We start from the raw sequence: 20,207 nt of genomic DNA on the forward strand, positions 1-20,207 counted from the left end.
ACTACCTCCTGATCGTCAGTTCGTGGGACAGACCGGTCAGTCGTTCCACTCCGTCGGCGGTGACCACCACGGGCTCGGACAGTTCGTAGCCCCAGCCGTCCATCCACATCCCGAGGATGAGGTGGAACGCCATTCCCGCGGCCAGCACGGTGGTCTCCTCGGGCCGCAGGCTGACGGTGCGTTCACCCCAGTCCGGCGGGTACCCGATACCGATCGAGTACCCGATCCGCGATTCCTTCACCAGACCGTGCGCGGCGATCACGTCGTTGAACGCGGCGTGCACGGCGCCGCCGGTGACACCTGGTCGGATTGCCGACAATGCGGCCCGCATGCCGTCGGCAACGATCTTCGCGGTCTCGCGGAGCCGTCGCGGCGGGTCGCCGAGCATCACCGTGCGGGCGAGCGGGGCGTGGTACCGGCCGAACACGCCGGCCAGCTCGATCGTGGTGGCTTCGTTGTCGACAAACGGACGATCGCTCCAGGTGAGGTGCGGTGTACCGGCGGCGGCACCGGTCGGCAGCATCGGCACGATCGCCGGGTACTCACCGCCGTGCTCCGGTGTGCCGATCGTCTGCGCTGCGAGGATCTCCGCGGCCACGTCGCACTGCCGCCGACCCGGCTGGAGCCGGTCGAGCGCGGTCCGCATCGCCTGCTCGGCGATCGACCCGGCGATCCGCAGCCGGTCGATCTCGGACGGCGACTTGACCAGCCGGACCCAGTTCACCAGCTCGGCCGAGTCGACCAGCCGGCGCCCGGGCAGACCGTTGCTGAGGGCAAGGTAGCTGCGCGCGGTGAAGTAGTGCGCGTCGCTCTCGATCGCGACGTCGGCGCCGGCCGGGATCAGCTCGTGGCAGACGTTCGCGATCCAGTCGTACGGATGGACGTCCGGCCGGTGGACCAGCTGCTCGGGATACCCGTGGATCTGGTCCGCGCGCAGGTCGCAGGTGTACGACGCTCCGGCCGCGTCCATCGCCCGCGCGAACAGCCGCACGTCGCCCTCGGCCGGAACCAGCAGGCATTGCGGCGTGTAGAACGACCACGCGTCGTACCCGGTCAGGTAGAAGAGGTTCGCGGGATCGCTGACCACGAGCGCGCCCAGACCACGCTCGGCCAGGACGGCACGAACCTTCGCCAGGCGGGCGCCGTACTCGGTCGTCGGAGGCTCGCTCATCAGAGGCTCGTTCATCAGAGGCTCAGCAATCGCTGTCCCGGACCGATCCCGGTATGCCCGGCGAGTTCGAGCACGGACCACATCGTGACCTGGTTCGCGGTCAGCACCGGCTTGCCGAGCGTCGCCTCCAGCCCGGCGATCACGTCGTACGTCGGCAGGTTCGTGCAGCTGATGAAGATCGCCTCCACCGCGTCGCTGTCGACGCTGCGGACCAGCTCCACGGTCGTCTCGTAGGGGACGGCCCAGATCTGTGCGATCAGGCCGAGCCCGGCGGTCGCGACCACCTCGATCCCGGCCTGCGCGAGGAACGCGGTCAGTCCCGCGGTCAGGTCGTTCGTGTACGGCGTGACCGTCGCGATCCGGTTGACCCCGAGCCGGCGCAGCGCGAGCAGCAACGCGCCGCTCGTGGTCACCGCGGCCGGCGCGCCGGCGCCGACCATCGCGTCCACCAGCGCCAGTTCGCCGGTCAGCCCGCCGACGAAACTGCCGAACGTGCAGGCGTACGCGACCGCGAGCGGGGCCACCGCGAGCACGTTGTACGTCGTCCGTGCGATCAGCTCCGGATCCGAGATGTGCACCGCCATCTCGACGGTGGCGGCCATCGGTGCGTACGGCGTCCGCGTGACGTGCAGCGTGACGTCGTCGGGCACCCAGCGCCACAGTTCGCGGTCGAGCGCGAAGTCGTACGGCGCGACGACACCGACGCCGGTCTGCAGCAGTGGAGGCACCGCCGCCGGCATCGGATGGGTGGAGGGACGCGTGCTCATGCGAGTCAGTGTGCGGCCATCAGGAGATTGTTGACAATCCTACTAGCGAGTTCCTAGCCTCGATGGCGTGCCAGCCCTGCCAGCAAGCGCCCAGCGACCGGTGATCGCGGTGCTCTGTGAGCGTGCGACCGACCAGCCGCCTGGCCTCGACGTGCTGCCGGTCGACTTCCGGTACTGCGCCGCGGACGGGCTGGGCGAGGCGGTTCGGGGTGCTCGGGCCCTGATGCTCTGGGACTTCTTCTCCACGGCGGTCCGGGACGTCTGGGCGGACGCCGATGCGCTCGAGTGGATCCATGTGACCGCGGCCGGGGTCGACACGCTGCTCTTCGACGAACTGCGGGACTCCGCGGTCGTGGTTACGAACGCGCACGGTGTGTTCGACCGGCCGATCGCCGAGTACGTGCTCGGCGCGGTGATCGCGAACGCCAAGGACAGTCTCCGCAGCTTCGACCTGCAGCGCGGCCGTCGCTGGCAGCACCGCGAGACCCGCAGCGTGCTGGGCGCGAAGGCGCTCGTCGTCGGGACCGGTGCGATCGGAAGAGAGACTGCCCGGCTGCTCCGCGCCGCCGGGTTGGAGGTGCGGGGCGCCGGCCGGGTCGCGCGAGGGGACGACCCGGACTTCGGCGAGATTGTTGCCAGCAGCAATCTTCCGGCCGAGGCCGGCTGGGCCGACCACCTCGTGATCGCCGCGCCGTTGACCGCCGCGACCCGTGGGCTCGTCGACACTGCGGTGCTCGGCGCGATGCGGCCCGGCGCGCACCTCGTCAACGTTGCCCGCGGTCCGATTGTCGACGAAACGGCACTGCTCGCCGCGGTCCGCGGCGGACGGATCGCAGCCACCCTCGATGTCTTCGACGACGAGCCGCTGCCCCCGGACCATCCGTTCTGGGACGCGCCGAACGTGACCGTCACCGCGCACATGTCCGGTGACGTGATCGGCTGGCGCGACACCCTCGCGGACCAGTTCGCGACCAACGTACGGCGCTGGCTGGCCGGCGAACCGCTGCTGAACCTTGTCGACAAGAAGCTTGGCTACGTTCCGACAGGAGATCGATGAGACAAGCATCCGAGCTGGTCGAGGGTTACCGCACCGGCGCGCTGTCCCCGGTCGAGGCGACACAGGAAGCGCTGGACGCGATCGAGCGGTACGACGAGCAGGTCAACGCCTTCGTTCTCGTCGACGCGGAAGGTGCGCTCGCCGCGGCCAAGGCGTCGGAAGCCCGCTGGCACTCCGGCACGCCACTCGGTCCCGGCGACGGTGTCCCGACGTCCATCAAGGACGCATTGTGGACAAAAGGATGGCCGACAATGCGCGGCAGCACGATGATCGACCCGGCCGGTCCGTGGGACGAGGACGCGCCGTCCGTCGCCCGGCTGCGTGAGACCGGCGCGGTCTTCCTAGGCAAGACGACGACGCCGGAGTACTCCTGGAAGGGCGTCACCGACTCCCACACGTACGGCGCGACGGGCAACCCGTGGGATCCGGCGATGACGTCGGGCGGATCGAGCGGCGGATCGGCGACCGCGGTCGGACTCGGGATGGGCGTGTGGTCGCTCGGCACGGACGGCGGCGGATCGGTCCGGATCCCGGCCGCGTTCACCGGCACGGTCGCGCTGAAACCGACGTACGGGCTGATTCCGTTGTTCCCGCCGAGCGCGTTCGGGACGTTGTCGCACGCGGGGCCGATGACGCGGACCGTGCGCGACACGGCCGCGCTGCTCGATGTTGTCACCGGGTTCGACGCGCGGGACTGGTCGGCGATGCCGACGCCGGGCCGGTCGTTCCTGGACGGGCTCGACGACGGGGTCGCCGGGTTGCGGATCGGGTTCTCTGTAGATCTTGGTTTTGTTGACAATCATCCTCAGGTCGAGGCGCTGGTGCGGACCGCGGTCGGCGTCCTCGAGAGTCTGGGCGCCGAGGTGACGGAGGTGGATCCGGGGTTCCCGGATCCGATCGACGCGTTCAACGTGCTGTGGTGGTCCGGCGCCGCGAAGGTGCTCTCGGCGTACACGGTCGACGATCGCGTCGATCCGGGACTGCGCCGGGTAGCGGAGCTCGGAGCGGCGTACACCGCGTCGGACTTCCTCGACGCGAGCGCGATCCGGATGGACCTCGGGACGCTGATGGGCCGCTTCCACGAGCGGTACGACGTACTCGTCACGCCGACGTTGCCGATCACGGCGTTCCCGGTCGGCCAGGATGTGCCGGACGGTTCGGCGTCGCCGGACTGGACCGACTGGACGCCGTACACGTATCCGTTCAATCTCACCCAGCAGCCGGCGCTGAGCGTGCCGTGCGGCTTCACTCGCGCCGGGCTGCCGGTGGGACTGCAGGTTGTCGCGCCGCGGCACGCCGACGCGCTGACGCTGCGGGTCGGCCAGGCGTATCAAGCAGCCACCGACTGGCATCGGCGTACCCCGACCTTGGAGGCCCAGTGAGCAAGCACATCACCGTCAGCCTGGACAAGCGCGGCGTGAGTTGCGTGGCGAAGTTGCTCGACGACGTCGCGCCGCGGACGTGCGCGGCGGTGTGGGACGCGCTGCCGCTGTCGGCGCCGGTGTTCCACGGCAAGTACGCGCGGAACGAGATCTACACGTTGCTGCCGGGGTTCGCACCCGATCCCGGCAAGGAGAACACGACGGTCACGCCGATCCCGGGCGACCTGTGCTGGTTCTCGTTCGACTCCGACGATCTGGGCAACCCGGCGTACGGGTACGAGAACACGACCGGCACCGGGACGACTGGTGCGATTGTCGACCTTGCGGTGTTCTACGGCCGCAACAACCTGCTGATCAACGGCGATCAGGGCTGGGTCCCCGGCAACGTGTTCGGCGCGATCACCGAGAACCTCGACGAGTTCGCCGCCGCCTGCCAGGACCTCTGGATGGGCGGCGCGCGAGGGGAGACGCTGTCGTTCAGCCGGTTGTGAGGGGTTGCTGCAGTTCGGTGACCCAGTGCTCCGGGTCCTCCGGGGTGTCGAGGTAGAGCTCGCGGGCCGGCTCGCCGGCGCGTCGGCCGTTGTCGTCGAGCCAGCGCGCCAACGCCTGCCACGCTGGCAGTACCTGGTCGATCGGCCCGCGATGCACCAGCGTCGCCGCCTGCACCGCGGGCAGGTCGATCACCTCGAGTCCGTTGAGGTTGCCTCTGGCATCGACCGCGGCCGGAACCGTCGCGCGTACGACGACCTCGTCCTCGGACTCCTGCTCGTACAGGCAGGTCAGCCGACCGGACGGCCGAACGTCGGCGTCCGGCAACCGCCGACCGAGCTCCGCGCACAGCGGGTGTACCACGGGCGTGATGTCGTCGGGGGTGAAGCTCGCGGCCGCGGCAGTGAGGCCGACGAGTCGTACGGCGGGCAACTCCTTGACCACGACGTCCGCGGTTGGGACGTCGGCTTCCAGACCGCGCAGACGTGACTCGACCTGTGCGAGTCGCGCGGAGCTCTCAGCCAGCTGGGTCTCCAATTGCGCGCGTCGCAGCGTGAGCATCGCGCGCAGGTCGGCCGGGCCGAGATTGTCAACAATCATCGTGCCGACTTGCTCGAGGGAGAAGCCGAGGTCCTTCAGTGCGACGATCCGGTTCAGGTCGGCGAGCTGACCGGCGGTGTAACTGCGGTAGCCGGTGACGGGATCGACGTACGCCGGTCGCAGCAGGCCGAGAGCGTCGTAGTGCCGCAGCATCCGAATCGACACCCGGCCGTGGCGAGCGAACTCTCCGATGGCGAACATGACGGCAGTCAACCAGCCAGGAGCTCTGCGAACGTGATCGCGGTGTCGTCCTCATGCCACGGGCCGATCACCTGAGCGCCGACCGGCAGGCCTGCAGGTGTGTTTCCGATCGGCATGCTGAGCGCGGGATGACCGGTCAAGGCTGCGTGCGCGATCCAGAACACCTGTGTTTCATAGGGTTGCCCGTCGATCGTCGTCGAGCCGTGCGGGAACGCGGCGGTGAAGCTCGTCGGGCACAGGAAGACGTCGACGTCGTCGAAGTACCGCTGCCAGCTCGCCCGCGCCTGCATCCGGCGCCGGTCCAGGTCGCGCACGTCCGCGGCGGTCAGGTCGCTGTCCGAGTCGCCGTGCAGCGCGAAGAACAGTTCGACCTGGCGGCCGAACTCCTCCGCCTGCTCGTTGGCGTCCACCCCGTCCGGCCAATCGTCGACAATCTTCGCGCCGCTGCGCGCCAGGCGGTCGATCGTGTCGGACAGCGCAGCGCCGACCTCGCTGGAGACGGGCGCTGCGGGGTGATCGTTGACGACGCCGACGCGGTAGTCCTGCAGACGGTCGTGCCGGGGCGGGCGGAGGCTGTACGAGTACGGCGACTCGGGGCCGGCGGTCACGCGGAGTGCGGTCCGGAGGTCGGCGGCGGAGCGGGCTAGCGGTCCGATTGTTGACAATATGGGTAGCTCGGTCGGGAGGTACGGCGTACCGGGGAGCTCGAAGCCACGTTGCGGGACCAGGCCGTTGGTGGGCTTGAGTCCGTACACGCCGCAGTACGCCGCTGGGAGGCGGATCGATCCGACGAGGTCGGAGCCGTACTCCAGGTACGTGAGGTCGGCCGCCAGTGCTGCTGCTGCGCCGCCGCTCGATCCGCCGGGGGTGCGGTCGAGGTCGGCGGGGTTGTTGGTTCGTCCGTAGAGCTCGTTCGTGGTCTGCCCGAAGTCCGCGAGCATCGCGTGCACGTTGGTCTTTCCGACGACGATCGCACCGGCGCGCCGCAGCCGCTCCACGACAGTCGCGTCGCGGTCCGCGACGTACTCCGCGAACGCCGGATTGCCCCACGTGGTGCGCATCCCGGCCACGTTGAAACAGTCCTTCACCGTCACCGGCACCCCATGCAACGGCCCGACCACACCGCCACGCTCGACCAAGCGCGCGTCGGCTCGGTCTGCTTCTCCCAAGGCGTGTTCGGAGCGGACCTCGACCACCGCGTTGACCCGCGTGTCGTTCGCGATCCGCGCGAGGAGTTCCTCCGTCACCTCACGCGACGTGACCTGACCCGTGCGGATCCGCTCCGCGATCTCTCCTGCTGTGTACATGCGCCCGGTCTACGGTCTGACACGGTGTCAGAGTCAACGCCCGACTTCGACCCCGTTGTGAAAGACCCGCTGGATGCGCGTCTCGAGCGAGCTGCAGTCCAGGTCGGAGCCTCGCAGGAGAACCAGGTCCGCCCGCTTGCCCACCGCAATCTCACCCCGATCGTCCGCGAGTCCCAGCAGCGTCGCCGCGTCGATCGTGGCCGCTCGCAGCGCGCCGGCGTCACCCAGTCCAGCGGCCGCGAGATGCCTCAGTTCCCACAGGACCTCGGTGTGCGGCCGAACCGGGTTGTCGGTGCCCATCGCGATACGCACACCCGCGGCGATGGCAAGTCGCATCGATTCCAGATGGGCCTCGGCGGCACCCTCCGGCGTGGCGGTCGGTTCCGACTGGGTGACGGAGAGGGTCGGCACGTACCAGGTCCCGCACTCGGCCATCGCCCGCACAGCGGCCTCGTCGAGGTACGTCCCGTGCTCGATGCTCCCCGCGCCGGCGCGAGCGGCGAGTTCCGCGGCCCGCGCCCCGTGCGCATGCACCATGACCCGCCGACCTCCGCGCCGCTGCGCCTCGTCGACCAGCGCAGTCATCTCCTCCTCGGTCAGCTCGAGGTCCGCGAGACCCTTCCCGATCGCCAGCGAACCGGTGACGGTCACCTTGATCCAGTCGGCGCCGGCCCGGACCATCCGCCGTACGACGGCCCGCGCCCCGTCGGCGCCGTCGAAGATCGGATCGGGCAGCGACGGATCCTCGAAGAAGTCGAGCGACCCGGTCCGCGGCGCCCACAGGTCGCCGATGCCACCCGTCGTACCCACCTGCCGCAGGCTGAGCAGCACCTCCGGCCCGTCGATCCAGCCCTTCGCGACCGCCATCCGCACGCCGGCGTCCGCGCCCCACGCGTCGCGCACCGTCGTGACGCCGAGGCTCAGGAGGGTTCGCAGCACGGGTACGGCGGACAGCGGGCGAACGGACCGCGGCAGCCCGAACGGGTCGATCCGCGTGTGCGCGATGCACAGATGCGTGTGGCAGTCGATGAACCCCGGTACGAGCAATCCGCCGTCGCAGTCGATCGCGTCGTCGCCGTCCAACCCGATCCCGACCTCGACGATCCGATCACCTTCGAGTACGACATCCGCACGATGGACGTCGCCGGACCCGACGTCGAGCACCGACCCGTTGCGAAGAACCAACCGCCCGCTCATAGCAGTCGGAGTGCGGTCAGGGCGTACGCGCGTGCCGCCGTGACCAGTTCGGCGACGGCGACGGACTCGTCGGCGCGATGTGCCTGGGTGGTGACCGAGCCGGGGCCCAGGACAACGACCGGTACGCCGAGGTCGCGGGCGATGTACCCGCCGTCGCAGGCCGCCGTCCATCCCGCGAGTGGTAGCGGTGGTCCGCCGGCGTCGAAGCGCGCGGCCTCGGTGATCCGGACCAGGTCGGTGTCCTCGGGGGTCTCGAAGGCGGGCATCTCCATCGGCATCGCGAGCTCGACGGTCAGGCCGCGGTCCTCCAAATGCAGCGCGGCGACGCGGCGGCCGAGGTCGGCGAGAACCTCGGCGGGGGACTCCCCGGGAAGCAGTCGGCGGTCGGCGACGATCACGCAGTCGGCGGGAACGATCGAGCCGCCAGTGCCGCCGTTGATCTGGCCGACGCTCCACGTGGCCGGGCCGAGCAGGGGATGGGGTACGGCGGCGAGTTCCTTGTGCAGGCGCTCGATCTCGGCGACGACGGCAGCTGCGCCGTAGATCGCGTTGGCGCCGCCGTCCGGGTTGCCGGCATGCGAGGCGCGACCGTGCACCGCGACCTGGAGGTACGAGTCACCGCGCGCCGCGACGATCGTCTGCAGGTCGGTCGGCTCGGCGGTGATGCACCCGGCGTACCGACTCAGTTGCTCGTCGGTTGCGATGAAGGCGCGGATGCCCTTGCCGGTCTCCTCCTCGTCGACGACGGCGGCCAGTTCGACCGGTCCGCTCAGTGTGGTTCCGCGGAGGGCAGCGAGGGCGGCCAGGGACGCGGCCAGGCCGCCCTTCATGTCGGATGTGCCGCGGCCGTAGATCCGGCCGTCGCGCAGGAGCCCGCCGTACGGGTCGACCGTCCAGCCGTCGCCGACCGGGACGACGTCGGTGTGACCGAGCAGCAGCAGGCCGGGATCGTTGCCACCGGCAAGCGTGATCGACACGTTGTCCCGGCCTGGCTCGACCGGCGAGGTGCTGACGTCGAGCCCGAGCTGACGACCCGCCGCGGTGAGGGCGGCCACCGTGGCGGCTTCCTCACCGGGCGGGTTCTGTCCAGGGGCCCGGACGAGATCCTGCGTGATCCGGACCAGCAGGTCCTCGTCGATGCGGTCCAGTACCTTCTGTTCGGCGGGCGTCAGGCTCATGCCCACCAACCTTAGGCTCAGTCCCCGGCCAGGTACGCCCGCCATCCGCCGGAAGCGGTGATGTCACGCTCCGGGTCCGCAGCGTCCGCCGTACAGAGGAAGCCGAGGACCTGCTGGCCGTCCGAGAGTTCCAGCGGTCCGATCGCCAACGGAGGATCGATGGTCGCCGCGAATCCACCGAGCTCGGCGGCCGGCACGCTCCATACCTCGACCTCGATCCCTGGGCCGTCCGCCTCCGACAGGGTCCGGGTCAGGCCGGGACGCGGTCCGTCGACCAGATACATCCGGTACGACGAAGCGGTCCGTGCGGTGAAGGCGAGCCGGGCACCACGCCGTACCAGCTGATCGTTGAGTGGCTGGCCGGACAGATGGGCACCCGCGACCGCGAGCAGCACGTCAGTGTCCACAGCACTCGGAGGCACCTCCTCACCACACCACAGAGCTGCCAGATCGATCACCGAGAGGTCATGGCCGGCCGGTGCCAGGAGCTGGATTCCGAACGGCAGACCATCGGCCCGATCCGGTCCCGGGAAGGCGACCGCGCACAGGTCGAGCAGGTTGACCATGTTCGTGAAGCGACCCAGACGACTGTTCACGCCGATCGGATCGGCCGCCACCTCGGCCAGCGTGGGATGCCCGGGCGTCACCGGCAGCAGGAGCGCGTCGATCTGGGTCCACGGTTCCTCAGTCGCACGCTTCAGCGTCGCCAGCCGGTCGAACCCCGCGAACGCCGCGGCCGCAGTCAGCGCCGCGCCGCCCCGCACGATCGTCCGCACGGTCGGGTCGACCGCCGCGGAGTCGTCCAGCTTGTCCCCGAAGGCGAGCCAACGCTCGGCCAGCCACGGTCCGGAGTACAGCAGGTCGGCAGCTTCGAGCAACGGCTGTACGTCGACCTTGACCACGTCGCCGAGGCGATGCGCCTCGTCGAGTGTCGCCTGCCACGCCTGTTCGTACTCCGGATCCAGGCCCAGTCCCACATCCGGTACGCCGATCACGGACCCGTCGACCCGGCCCGCCCGGCGATGAGGGAGTGACGACATTCGCCGTGACCAGGCGTCATCGGGGTCGAAGGCAACCATCACGTCGAAGACGCGCCGCGCGGTGGCGACGGAGCGTGCCATCACTGTGACGCAGTCGAGCGAGCGGCACGCCGGTACGACGCCGCGCGCGGACACCAGGCCACGGCTCGGCTTGATGCCGACGAGCCGGTTGAAGGCAGCCGGAACCCGACCGCTTCCCGCGGTATCGGTACCGAGCGCGAAGTCGACCTGCCCGGTGGCGACCGCGACCGCGCTGCCCGAGCTCGAGCCGCCCGACACGTGCTCAGACGAGAAGACCGAGTGACACGCGCCGTACGGCGATCGCGTACCGACCAGACCGGTCGCGTACTGATCCAGGTTCGTCTTCCCCAGCGGTACGGCGCCGGCGGCGATCAGCTGATCGACCACGAACGCGTTGTCCTTCGCGGGCTCCGTGGTGCGCGGGTCGCCTGCGGTCGTTGGCACACCGGCCAGGTCGATGTTGTCCTTGAGCGCCATCGTCAGCCCGTGCAACGGTCCGGGCACCGGCTCGATCGGGTCGACGCGGGTGATCCACTCGTTGTTCATGCGCCCCACCGTGCCCGCTCGGCCTCGAACGCGGCGCGGCGTCTGGCGCGCAAGGTCGCGATGTCCACAGGTGCCTCCTGCTCGATCCGGCGTACGTCGGAGATCGAGAACGTCGCCGGTGCGGTCTTCAGATCTGCCCGCCCGGCCGCGATCTCGGCCCGCTCGTGCGCGAGTTGCTCCGCGCTCACCGGCGCGAATCTGATCAGGTCGAACTGCCTCAACAACCATGGTTGCGCGTCGTCGGGGGACAGCCGCCAGACCGGGACCGTGCGGCCGACGAGCTGGTACCCGCCGGGACCCTCCATCCCGTACACGCACAGGTAGATCCCGCCGATCCCGACCGCGTTCTGCGGCGTCCACGTCCGCGCCGGGTTGTACTTGGTGGTGACGAGCCGATGCCGCGGATCGACCGGTACGGCGACCGGTGCGCCGAGGTACACGTCGCCGAGACCGACCACCAGGTACGTCGCGGCCTGGACGATCTCGAAGACCTCGTCCCGGGTGTCCAGATCGTTGACCCGCCGGATGAACTCGACGTTGTCCGGGCACCATGGCGCGTCCGGCCGGACCGACGTGGCGTAGCGGCGCATCGCCTCGTGCGCCGCCGGGTGATCGAACGCGATCGGCAGCACCACTTCGCGGGAGGGCAGCACCACGGTCTCGGGATCACCCAGACCGGCGGCCAGGAACGCGAGCCGCTCCGCGAGTTCGGTCAGCGCGAGCCGGGCCGAGTCGACCGCGACGAGCAGCGATCGCACACCCTCCACGATCTCCGTGATCCCGGCCGGCTGGTCGTTCCGCAGGGCTTGGGCCAGCAGGTGGATCCAGACCCGGACCGTGAGGTCGAGCTCGGCTGGACCGGCCTCGACCAGTACGTGCCGTTCGCCCGCGCACCTGATCGTGTACGACGGCGCCGTGCCGGCCTGCTCGCCGTGGTGCAGGACCTTCGGGCGATCCGGCGTACCGGTCGCGACGGGGACGGGCTCGGGCTCCTGCCGGAGATCGGTCAGCCAGCGTCGCCGGGCGCGGATCGCGTCGGCGGCCTCGGCGGGCGTCACGGGAACCAGGCGAACGGAGTCGCCGGCGCGTAGCTGGCCGAGCATCCATCGGTCGGCCTCGATCACCACGGCGGGTACGACGAACCCGCCGAGCGACGGTCCGTCCTTGCCGACGATGACCGGGGTGTCGCCGGACAGCATGATGCCTCCGACCGGATAGGCGGAGTCGTGCACGTTCGACGGATGCAGGCCGGCCTCGCCGCCGTCGGTCCGCGCCCAGCCGGGGTTCGGCCCGACCAGCCGGACGCCGGTGCGGTCGGACCGATGGTCGACAATCCACTCGTTCACAAAGAACGCGTCGACACCTTCGGCGGTGAGATGTTCCGGTGCTCCGTGGGGTCCGGGGATCACGCGCATCTGCCAGGAGTTCGAGATCGCGGGCAGTTCGACCGACAACGGGGTGAGCAGGTTCTCCTGCCGGCCCAGCGGTAGCTGGTCGCCGGTCTCGAGCGGCTTGCCGTCGTGACCGCCGAAGCCGCCGAGGACGAACGTGGACCGGCTTCCCAGCACCCGCGGCACGTCCAGCCCGCCCTGGATCGCGACGTACCCACGCACACCGGGCCCGTCGAGCGGGCCGACGTCCAGCACCGATCCGGCCGGCCACAGGACGACCAGCCCTGGTCTGAACGGCAGATTGTCAACAGTCGGATTGCGGGCAGCGCCGCCGACGCAGATCAGCCGATCCTCGTCACAGGTGAGAACCGGTCCGGTGACCACACATTCCAGCCCGGCCGCACTGTCGGGGTTGCCGACCGCGGCGTTGACGAGCGCGAACGTGAGTTCGTCGGCAGCCCCGGACGGCGGTACGCCGACGTCCCACATCCCCGGTCGGCCGGACAGGTCCTGCACCGTCGTTTGGATGCCTGGAGCAACAACTGTGACGACGGCCACCGTCACCACCGGCCCAGCAGCTGGATCGGCGTCGGATCCCAGCCGTTACAAGGATTGTTGACCTGCGGACAATTGCTGATCAGTACGAACAGGTCGCGGCTCGCGGTGATCTCGACATACTTGCCGGGGGCGGACAGGCCGTCCTCGAACGTGAGACCGCCGCTCGGCGTCACCGGTACGTTCATGAAGAAGTTGACGTTGTGGGTGAGCTGGCGCTGGCCGATGCCGGCCTTCGCACCGTAGCGCAGGAACGTCTGCCGGCAGGCGTGCTGATGGCGCGTGAACTCGCCGTACCGGATGACGTTGCTCTCCTGCGAGCAGGCGCCGCCGACGGTGTCGTGGCGGCCGCAGGTGTCGTCGGTGATCACGGCGAGCTCGTCGAGCCTGGTCGATACGAGCCGGGATCCGGTGGTGAGGAAAACGGCGCGCTGCTCGCGGATCGTGTCGAAGGCGGAGTACCGGTTGTCGATGTCGTGGGCGTCGTAGAACAACGTGTCCACGGCCTGGTTGCCGTGAAGGTCGACAATCTGCAATCGACCGCCTGAAGGCACCGTCACGAGGGCGCCGTCGCCGGCTTCCACGACGGTGTCCAGCGCGACGGTGGTTGAGGTGACGGTCATGCGATCAGCTCCCGAGTCAGGCGCAGGGCGCGGATCGCTTCCTCGCGGAGTTCTGGATCTTCTGCGTGATCAGGCGTTTCGAGCTGTACGGCGATGCTTGCGGCAGGGCTGTCCGACAGCGCGTGGGGCGCGGTCGAGAGGAAGATCAGGAGGTCTTGGTCGGCTCGGAGCGTGACGGTGTCGTCTGTGTGGGCGTGGTCGGGGATGTAGGTCAGGGAGGCGCGCGGGTCGTCTGCGACGGAGACCTTGCTGAAGAAGTTGATGCAGGCGTGCAGGTCAGGTTCGCCGAAGCCGTGCTTGGTGAGTTCGAGCAGGAGGAGTTGGTCGGGGAGGGCGCCGGTGAGGCAGTCGTGCCAGTCGAGGCTCGAGGCCAGGACGGTCGCCAGCGCGAGACCGCGATCCGACATCAGGACCATGCCTGGCTTGATGCGTGCCGACATCTGGGACTTCAACGTGTCCGGGATGTTCAGGCGATCGAGGCGGTCGGCGCCGATGATGAGCATCGTCGCGTTCGCACCATCGGCGAGCGCGGTCAGGGTGATGGTGCGTCCCGCGCGCAGGGGCGCCGACCACGCGGCGCCGCCCGGCACCTCGTGGGTGTGATTCGGGGTCATGCGTTGGCGCCTTCCGCTTCGACGGCGGGCGTGGCGGTGGGCAGGGATACGCCTATCGAGGCGTAGTACGCCGTGCGTTGGGAGCGGTAGGCGAGAAGGCCGCCGACTGCTACGACGGTGAGGGTGATCAGCGGGAGGTACTGGAGGTACCAGCCGTCACCTGCCGGGTCGTACACGTCGGCGCGTGGCCAGCCGAGATTGATCGCCATCGCGAGGCCGTAGGCGACCGCAACAATGTTGACAATCAGACCAAGCCGCCCGAGCGAGAACAGCGGCCGGCCGTTCTCGTCCACGCCGCCGGGCAGTCCGCCGCCGGTCAGACGTCGTACCAGCAGTGGCGTCGTGACCATCAGGTAGGCGACGTACAGCAGCATGATGCAGACGCTGGCGAGACCCAGGAACAGGCCCGCGTTCCCGACGTTCACCACCAGGCAGACCCCGGCCAGCACACCTGGCACCACGGTCGCAGCGACCGGCGTGCCGGTCCGCGTGGACACCTTGCGCAGTTGCCGCGATCCCGGCAGCACGTTGTCGCGCGCCATCGAGAAGATCATCCGGGCCGCCGCGGTCTGGATCGCCAGCGTGCACACGCAGACCGCGAGCGCGACGTCGAGCAGCAGCAGCTTGCCGGCCGTCGTACCGAGCCGGCTCGTCAGCACGTAGGGGAGACCTTCGGTGGCGAGGTCCCCGTCGGTCAGCGACGGTGCGGCCATCAGCGCTGCGACGATCAGGAACGCGCCGCCGATCCCCGAGGCGGTGACCGCACGGATGATCGTCCGCGGCGTCGTCGCCCGCGGCTTGTGCGTCTCCTCCGACAGCTCACCCGCGCTGTCGAATCCGACCAGCACGTACGCCGCCATCAACGCCGAGATCAGCAGCGGTACGACGTACCCGGTGGTGCTGTCGAGGTTCGTCGTGTGCAGGACGACGGACGGACCGCGCTCGGCTCTGGTTGTCAACAAAACAACGATCAACACGACGCCGACCAGTTCGCAGGTCACGCCGACCGAGTTCACGACCGCGGTGATGCGGACGCTGGTCGCGTTGAGCACCGTGGTGGCGACGAGCAGCAGACAGCCGAGGAGTACGGCGTTCGCCGCGCCGTCCTTCGACGCGAGAGCGGGATCGGTGCCGACCAACTGGAAGCCGGGCCAGACCGCCGGCAGCACGACCTGCAGTGCGATCGCCGCCGTGGCCAGCGTGATGATCTGCGCGATCACCATGGTCCAGCCCGCGAACCACCCGACGACAGCGCCGCCGAGGCGGCGGGCCCACTGGTAGATCGCGCCGGACAACGGGTACCGGGCGGCGAGCTCGGCGAAGCACAACGCCACCATCAGCTGACCGGTGAGGACGACCGGCCAGGTCCAGAAGAACGCCGTACCGCCGAAGCCGAAGCCCAGACCGAACAGCTGGAAGACGGTGGTGAGGATGGAGACGAACGAGAAACCGGCCGCGAACGACGCGTAGCTGCCCACACGGCGCGAGAGTTGTTGCGCGTAGCCGAAGTGGCCGAGGTCGCGTGCGCCGAGTTGATCGCTGCTCAGAGTTTCAGGGGGTGCTGTGCTGGGTCCTGGCATTTCGGGCCTCCGCTGCATCGGGCCCAGGAACGCGCACGGCAGCCCGGGGCCAATCAAGGCCTCCCGGGCTTTTGTCCCGCCGTGGAGCGGCGCCGTCACGTTCGCCTCAACTACAGCGACAGCACCGCCTCCCCTCTCGGACCAGTCCTGCCGTCACATCGACCAGCAGCGGAACCCTAGGGGCGCCCCGCCGTTCCGGCGGGTCTGTTCCAGTTCAGGACGAGCGGGTTTCAGCGGTCGTCCTCGTGTGTAACAGCGAAGTAAAGGAATTCTCTCACCTTCGCCGCCTCACAGCCCGTGGCGGAAACCTTCGCGCCAGGACGCGTAGCCGGGCTGCCAGTCGAAGGTCTTCTTGGCGAGGGTGTTGTCGGCGCCGCGGATCTCGGTGAAGGCGGCCACGCCGACATCGCCGGCGGCGAGGCGGCCGAGCCAGGCCGGGACGCGGATCGGGGCCTTCGCGCCGAGGATCCTGGCGAACTCGGGCAGCCAGACCGCCGCCTGCGCCGGGTCGTCGTCCGCGACGTGGAACACGCCGGTGACGTCGCTCTCGATCGCCTTCACCGTTGCCGCGGCCGCGTCGTCGTAGTGGATGAAGGACCAGACCCCGGTGCCGTCGCCGATCAGCGGGAACCGGCGCTTCTGGATCATCTCGACCATCGAGCCGCCCTTGCCGATGTCGCCGGTCGGGCCGTAGAAGCTCGCGTACCGCAGCGCGACGCCCTCGATCCCTTCGGTGTTCAGGGCCGCCGACTCGAGGTGCTTGATCCCGGCCATCGTCTGCCGCTGAGCGGGCACCGGGTTCGGGTCGAGCGGGTCCGCCTCGGTCTTCGCGGCGGAACCACCGTGTTCGAGGTTCCAGCCGGCGTACGACTGGACGACGAACCGTCGTACGCCGGCCGCCTGGGAGGCCGCGAGCAAGTTGTCGGTGCCTTCGGTACGCAGCCGGTTCGTCATCGCGAAGCTGTCGTCGAAGTGCTTGAAGTCGATGCCACCCTTGAGCGCCGTCATCTGGTGTACGACGACCTCCGGGCCGACCGACTCCACCGCGGCGCGTACCGCGGCGGCGTCGAGGCCGTCCGCGAGTACGGCGTCCGCTCCGAACGACCGCACGCTGCTCGCGCCCGACTCGGACCGGGTCATCCCGGTCACCTCGTGTCCGGCCGCGATCAGCTGCGGAACCAGTGACTGGCCAAGTCCGCCGGTCGCGCCTGCCACCAAAACCTTCATGTCATCCTCCGTCGTCGTGATTACAACCCGGAGGACACGCGCCGCCTCAGCTCTGTGACATCTCCTCCGAAATCAGCGTGAATTCGGTCGGTCCGAAGGAGACATTGAGCTGACCGTCGACGGTCATCGTGCCGCCGTCGGCCCGGCAGGTGAGCGTGGCGAGGAACGGGGTCTCGATCCAGCGGAACGTCGCGACGAACGCGTCGCCGTCGCCGTATGCGCTGGTCAGAACCCGCTCGCCGGTCTCGGGACCGGCGTCCTCGAACGGGCCAGCTGCGGTCTGCTCCTGCCACGCGCCGGCCGCGCAGACCAGGTCCTGGCGCTGTCCCTTCTGGTCCTCGAAGCTGAACGTGCCGGTGCCGTCGGGGTCGAGCCGTACGGCGGTCAGGCCAGTCGGGTTGTTCACCGCGAAGCGGTACGTCTGCCCGTTGCCCGGCGCTGGTGCGGGACCGCTCGGCGGCGTGAGCTCGAGCTGCTCCGGCCGCTGCGTCTCGGGGACCTCCTTGCCCTCGAGCGCCGGCAGCAGGTAGTCCCAGGCAGTGTCCAGGATCGCCTGCATGTCGCTGGTCGCGCTCGTGGTGATGAGCGCCGCGTCGTACTCCGGGAAGACGAGGATGAACTGCCCGAACGCACCGTCGCCGCGATACGTGTTGTGACGGCCACGCCAGAACTGGAAGCCGTAGCCCTGCTTCCAGTCCGGGTTCGCCTCGTTGTCGTTGGGGACCTGCTTCGAGGTCGCCGCCTCGAACCACTCGGCCGGGACGAGTTGCTTGCCGTTCCACTCGCCGTGCTGGAGCAGGAGCTGACCGAAGCACGCCAGGGACTCGGTGTTGAGGCTCAGGCCCCAACCGCCGACGACGATGCCTTCTTTCGACACCTGCCAGGTCGCTTCGGTGGCGCCGAGCGACTCGAACAGCCGGGGGCGCAGGTAGTCGAGCAGGTTCTCACCGGTGAGACGCTGCAGGATCGCCGACAGCATGTACGTCGCGCCGCTGTTGTACGCGAACACGGTGCCCGGCTCGTGCTGCACCTCGAGGCCGAGGAAGATCTTCACCATCCGGCGATCCCGGCTGAGCGCCTCGACGGTGTCCTTCGAGTGGCCGGTCGTCATCGTCAGCAGGTGCCGGACCTTCATCGCGGCCAGGTTGTCGCTGACCGTCTCGGGCAGGTCGTCCGCGTCGAAGAACGAGATCACCTGGTCGTCCAGCGACAGCAGCCCCGCGTCGATCGCCAGTCCGATGCCGGTCGATGTGAAACTCTTCGACACCGAGAACAGCAGGTGCCGATCCTCCGGCCGGTACGGCGCCCACGCCTCCTCCAGCACCACGTGGCCGTGCCGCACCAGCATCAGGGTCTGGATCTCCGGCTGCCCGGCGTCCAGTGCTCCGACGAAACTGTCGAGTGCGGCAGCGGACAGCCCCTGGGCTTCTGGCGTACTCCGTGGAAGTCTGCTCATTCTCAGCACGTTATCTCTCCGAACGGACAAATATCAGGTGAGTTCTGCCAGGCGGGCAGCCGTGATCGTGAACCCGGTGAAGGTCGACGGCGACGACTTCCGCCGTACCGTCGAGAAGGCTCTGGCCGCACGGGGGTTCGAGGATCCGCTGTGGCTGGAGACGACCGAGGACGACGCCGGCGTGACGATGGCGCGGCGTGCGATCGACGACGCGGTCGACCTGGTGCTGGTCGCGGGCGGTGACGGGACGGTCCGGGTGGTGTGCGCCGAGCTCGCCGGGACCGATATCCCGACAGGAGTGCTGCCGGCCGGGACCGGGAACCTGCTCGCCCGCAATCTCGGGATCTCGCTCGATCTCGAGACCGCGCTGACCGAGGTGCTCGACGGCTCGGACCGGCGGATCGACAGCGTGATGGTCGAGGGCGACCAGTTGCCGGCCGACCGCTTCGTGGTGATGGCGGGCCTCGGGCTGGACGCCGCGATCATCGCGGATGCCCCCGACGACCTGAAGAAGCGGGCCGGCTGGGCGGCGTACGTCGTGTCGACGCTGAAGAACCTGAACCACCCGTCCGTCCGGGTCGAGATCACGGTCGACGACCGGCCCGCGGTACGCCGTCGCGCGCGCACCGTGGTGCTCGGCAACGTCGGCACACTGCAGGCGAACATCCCGCTGCTGCCGGACGCGACGCCCGACGACGGCCGGATCGACGCGGTGGTGCTCAGCCCGCGCCGGATCAGCCATTGGCCGCGGCTCGTGCTCGGTCTCGTGATCAAGTCCTGGCGTGAGCAACACCTCGAGCGCTTCACAGGCCGGCGCATCCAGGTCCGGGCGGAGCGGACCGTGCAGCGCCAACTCGATGGCGACACCGTGTCCAACGGTACGTCGCTGACCGCTGAGGTCGACGCGTCAGCTCTGGTCGTCCGGGTGCCCTGACGGCTGCAGGTGGGTCAGCTTGTCGGGGTTCACGATGCCGTGGATCGCGGTGATCCGGCCTTCGGCGATGGCGAACGACCAGACCGCGACGGTGCGGTCGGACCGGTCGTGGATCCGCAGCGCGGGTTGTCCGCCGACATGCACCGGCTCGGTCGTCAGCTCGCGGAACTTGCCGAAGGCGCCGATGAGCATCCGGGCCACGTTGCCGGCGCCGTGGACCGGACGGGGGAAGCCGCCCTTGCCGCCGCCGTCGCCGGTGAAGGTCGCGTCCGGGGTGAGTACGGCGACGAGCGCCTCCAGTTCACCGTCCTCGGCGGCCGCGACGAAGCGTCGTACCAGTTCGTCGCGTTCCTTCGGGGACGGGTCGAAGCGCGGTCGATTGTCGGCAATCCGACGGCGGGCGCGGACGGCGAGCTGGCGGCAGTTGGCCGGTGTCTTGCCGAGGATGTCCGCGAGGTCGGGGTACGAGTAGCCGAACACGTCGCCGAGCAGGAAGACGGCGCGCTGGTCGGGGGTGAGCCGTTCGAGGACGACGAGGAACGCGGTGGACAGCGAGTCCGAGAGCGCGGCCCGGTCCGCGAGATCGACGTACTCGTCGACGGCCGGTTCCGGCAGCCACGGGCCGAGGTACTCCTCCCGTTGCCGTCGCGCCGACCGCAGTTGGTCGATCGCCAGGCGGGTCGTCACCGTAGTGAGGAACGCCTTCGGTGACGTGACCTCGGGCTCCCGGTGCAATCGCAGGTACGCCTCCTGTACGACGTCCTCCGCGTCACCGAACGTGCCCAGCATCCGGTACGCGATCGACAGCAGCAGCGGCCTGAGTTCCTCCATCACACCAATCACAGACGATCGAGGGCGCCTCCCAGTGACA

The 20,207-nt window shown here is 69.4% G+C and carries 18 protein-coding genes and 1 riboswitch; of the genes, 4 read left to right on the forward strand and 14 right to left on the reverse strand.

Annotated features, from left to right (window positions below; genetic code table 11):
• Position 1: 1 nt before the first annotated feature.
• The gene (locus tag OHB24_RS27800) at positions 2–1,171 is read right to left on the reverse strand and encodes a M24 family metallopeptidase (protein ID WP_327633795.1); all 1,170 of its coding nucleotides are present in this window, start codon (positions 1,169–1,171) and stop codon (positions 2–4) included.
• 14 nt (positions 1,172–1,185) lie between these two features.
• Entirely contained in the window at positions 1,186–1,938 is a 753-nt protein-coding gene (locus OHB24_RS27805; RefSeq protein ID WP_327633796.1) for a maleate cis-trans isomerase family protein, read from the reverse strand.
• Positions 1,939–2,005: 67 nt separating this feature from the next.
• Between OHB24_RS27805 and OHB24_RS27810 the strand changes: the two genes are divergently transcribed.
• From OHB24_RS27810 to OHB24_RS27820, 3 genes are read left to right on the forward strand one after another with little or no spacing between them, the layout of a single operon-like run.
• The gene (locus OHB24_RS27810; RefSeq protein ID WP_327633797.1) at positions 2,006–2,995 is read left to right on the forward strand and encodes a D-2-hydroxyacid dehydrogenase; all 990 of its coding nucleotides are present in this window, start codon (positions 2,006–2,008) and stop codon (positions 2,993–2,995) included.
• Positions 2,992–4,377 carry an amidase gene (locus OHB24_RS27815; protein ID WP_327633798.1) on the forward strand — a complete coding sequence of 462 codons (1,386 nt, stop codon included), beginning with the start codon at positions 2,992–2,994 and terminating at the stop codon, positions 4,375–4,377. The genes OHB24_RS27810 and OHB24_RS27815 overlap by 4 nt, the downstream gene beginning before the upstream one ends.
• Positions 4,374–4,868 carry a DUF3830 family protein gene (locus tag OHB24_RS27820; protein WP_131462638.1) on the forward strand — a complete coding sequence of 165 codons (495 nt, stop codon included), beginning with the start codon at positions 4,374–4,376 and terminating at the stop codon, positions 4,866–4,868. Before OHB24_RS27815 ends, OHB24_RS27820 begins: the two co-directional genes overlap by 4 nt.
• On the opposite strand, the gene OHB24_RS27825 is transcribed toward OHB24_RS27820, so the two are convergent.
• The 11 genes from OHB24_RS27825 to OHB24_RS27875 all read right to left on the reverse strand — a co-directional run bounded on the left by OHB24_RS27825 (position 4,855) and on the right by OHB24_RS27875 (position 18,402).
• Entirely contained in the window at positions 4,855–5,667 is an 813-nt protein-coding gene (locus tag OHB24_RS27825; RefSeq protein ID WP_327633799.1) for a MerR family transcriptional regulator, read from the reverse strand. The genes OHB24_RS27820 and OHB24_RS27825 overlap by 14 nt on opposite strands.
• Before the next feature lie 8 nt (positions 5,668–5,675).
• Positions 5,676–6,974 (reverse strand): amidase family protein, encoded by a 1,299-nt coding sequence (locus OHB24_RS27830; protein ID WP_327633800.1) that lies wholly within the window; start codon positions 6,972–6,974, stop codon positions 5,676–5,678.
• Between the two features lie 33 nt (positions 6,975–7,007).
• Positions 7,008–8,171, reverse strand: coding sequence for an amidohydrolase family protein (locus tag OHB24_RS27835; RefSeq protein WP_327633801.1), 1,164 nt, complete (start codon positions 8,169–8,171; stop codon positions 7,008–7,010).
• A complete protein-coding gene (locus tag OHB24_RS27840) occupies positions 8,168–9,349 on the reverse strand; it encodes a M20 family metallopeptidase (protein ID WP_327633802.1) in 1,182 nt (393 codons plus the stop codon). Before OHB24_RS27840 ends, OHB24_RS27835 begins: the two co-directional genes overlap by 4 nt.
• Positions 9,350–9,366: 17 nt before the next feature.
• Entirely contained in the window at positions 9,367–10,956 is a 1,590-nt protein-coding gene (atzF, locus tag OHB24_RS27845; protein WP_327633803.1) for an allophanate hydrolase, read from the reverse strand.
• Entirely contained in the window at positions 10,953–12,905 is a 1,953-nt protein-coding gene (locus tag OHB24_RS27850; RefSeq protein WP_327633804.1) for a 5-oxoprolinase/urea amidolyase family protein, read from the reverse strand. Before OHB24_RS27850 ends, atzF begins: the two co-directional genes overlap by 4 nt.
• A 2-nt stretch (positions 12,906–12,907) precedes the next feature.
• Entirely contained in the window at positions 12,908–13,525 is a 618-nt protein-coding gene (locus tag OHB24_RS27855; RefSeq protein WP_327633805.1) for an urea amidolyase associated protein UAAP2, read from the reverse strand.
• The gene (locus tag OHB24_RS27860) at positions 13,522–14,139 is read right to left on the reverse strand and encodes a DUF1989 domain-containing protein (RefSeq protein ID WP_327633806.1); all 618 of its coding nucleotides are present in this window, start codon (positions 14,137–14,139) and stop codon (positions 13,522–13,524) included. Before OHB24_RS27860 ends, OHB24_RS27855 begins: the two co-directional genes overlap by 4 nt.
• Positions 14,136–15,719 carry an amino acid permease gene (locus OHB24_RS27865; protein WP_327633807.1) on the reverse strand — a complete coding sequence of 528 codons (1,584 nt, stop codon included), beginning with the start codon at positions 15,717–15,719 and terminating at the stop codon, positions 14,136–14,138. Before OHB24_RS27865 ends, OHB24_RS27860 begins: the two co-directional genes overlap by 4 nt.
• 58 nt (positions 15,720–15,777) lie before the next feature.
• A riboswitch (guanidine-I (ykkC/yxkD leader) is annotated at positions 15,778–15,910 on the reverse strand.
• 97 nt (positions 15,911–16,007) lie between these two features.
• A complete protein-coding gene (locus OHB24_RS27870) occupies positions 16,008–16,946 on the reverse strand; it encodes an NAD-dependent epimerase/dehydratase family protein (protein WP_327633808.1) in 939 nt (312 codons plus the stop codon).
• 46 nt (positions 16,947–16,992) lie between these two features.
• Positions 16,993–18,402 (reverse strand): serine hydrolase domain-containing protein, encoded by a 1,410-nt coding sequence (locus tag OHB24_RS27875; protein WP_327633809.1) that lies wholly within the window; start codon positions 18,400–18,402, stop codon positions 16,993–16,995.
• Between the two features lie 37 nt (positions 18,403–18,439).
• Between OHB24_RS27875 and OHB24_RS27880 the strand changes: the two genes are divergently transcribed.
• Entirely contained in the window at positions 18,440–19,336 is an 897-nt protein-coding gene (locus OHB24_RS27880) for a diacylglycerol/lipid kinase family protein (protein ID WP_327633810.1), read from the forward strand.
• On the opposite strand, the gene sigJ is transcribed toward OHB24_RS27880, so the two are convergent.
• Entirely contained in the window at positions 19,310–20,167 is an 858-nt protein-coding gene (sigJ, locus tag OHB24_RS27885; RefSeq protein ID WP_327633811.1) for an RNA polymerase sigma factor SigJ, read from the reverse strand. The two genes, OHB24_RS27880 and sigJ, sit on opposite strands and share 27 nt — an antisense overlap.
• Positions 20,168–20,207: the final 40 nt, after the last annotated feature.

This window comes from Kribbella sp. NBC_00482, from assembly GCF_036013725.1.
GTDB lineage: Bacteria > Actinomycetota > Actinomycetes > Propionibacteriales > Kribbellaceae > Kribbella.

Coding starts and splice junctions, on each gene's coding strand:
- OHB24_RS27800 (WP_327633795.1), bottom strand. CDS start 1,171: ATGAGCGAGCCTCCGACGACCGAGTACGGCGCCCGCCTGGCGAAGGTT.
- OHB24_RS27805 (WP_327633796.1), bottom strand. CDS start 1,938: ATGAGCACGCGTCCCTCCACCCATCCGATGCCGGCGGCGGTGCCTCCA.
- OHB24_RS27815 (WP_327633798.1), top strand. CDS start 2,992: ATGAGACAAGCATCCGAGCTGGTCGAGGGTTACCGCACCGGCGCGCTG.
- OHB24_RS27825 (WP_327633799.1), bottom strand. CDS start 5,667: ATGTTCGCCATCGGAGAGTTCGCTCGCCACGGCCGGGTGTCGATTCGG.
- OHB24_RS27830 (WP_327633800.1), bottom strand. CDS start 6,974: ATGTACACAGCAGGAGAGATCGCGGAGCGGATCCGCACGGGTCAGGTC.
- OHB24_RS27835 (WP_327633801.1), bottom strand. CDS start 8,171: ATGAGCGGGCGGTTGGTTCTTCGCAACGGGTCGGTGCTCGACGTCGGG.
- OHB24_RS27840 (WP_327633802.1), bottom strand. CDS start 9,349: ATGAGCCTGACGCCCGCCGAACAGAAGGTACTGGACCGCATCGACGAG.
- atzF (WP_327633803.1), bottom strand. CDS start 10,956: ATGAACAACGAGTGGATCACCCGCGTCGACCCGATCGAGCCGGTGCCC.
- OHB24_RS27855 (WP_327633805.1), bottom strand. CDS start 13,525: ATGACCGTCACCTCAACCACCGTCGCGCTGGACACCGTCGTGGAAGCC.
- OHB24_RS27860 (WP_327633806.1), bottom strand. CDS start 14,139: ATGACCCCGAATCACACCCACGAGGTGCCGGGCGGCGCCGCGTGGTCG.
- OHB24_RS27865 (WP_327633807.1), bottom strand. CDS start 15,719: ATGCCAGGACCCAGCACAGCACCCCCTGAAACTCTGAGCAGCGATCAA.
- OHB24_RS27870 (WP_327633808.1), bottom strand. CDS start 16,946: ATGAAGGTTTTGGTGGCAGGCGCGACCGGCGGACTTGGCCAGTCACTG.
- OHB24_RS27875 (WP_327633809.1), bottom strand. CDS start 18,402: ATGAGCAGACTTCCACGGAGTACGCCAGAAGCCCAGGGGCTGTCCGCT.
- sigJ (WP_327633811.1), bottom strand. CDS start 20,167: ATGGAGGAACTCAGGCCGCTGCTGCTGTCGATCGCGTACCGGATGCTG.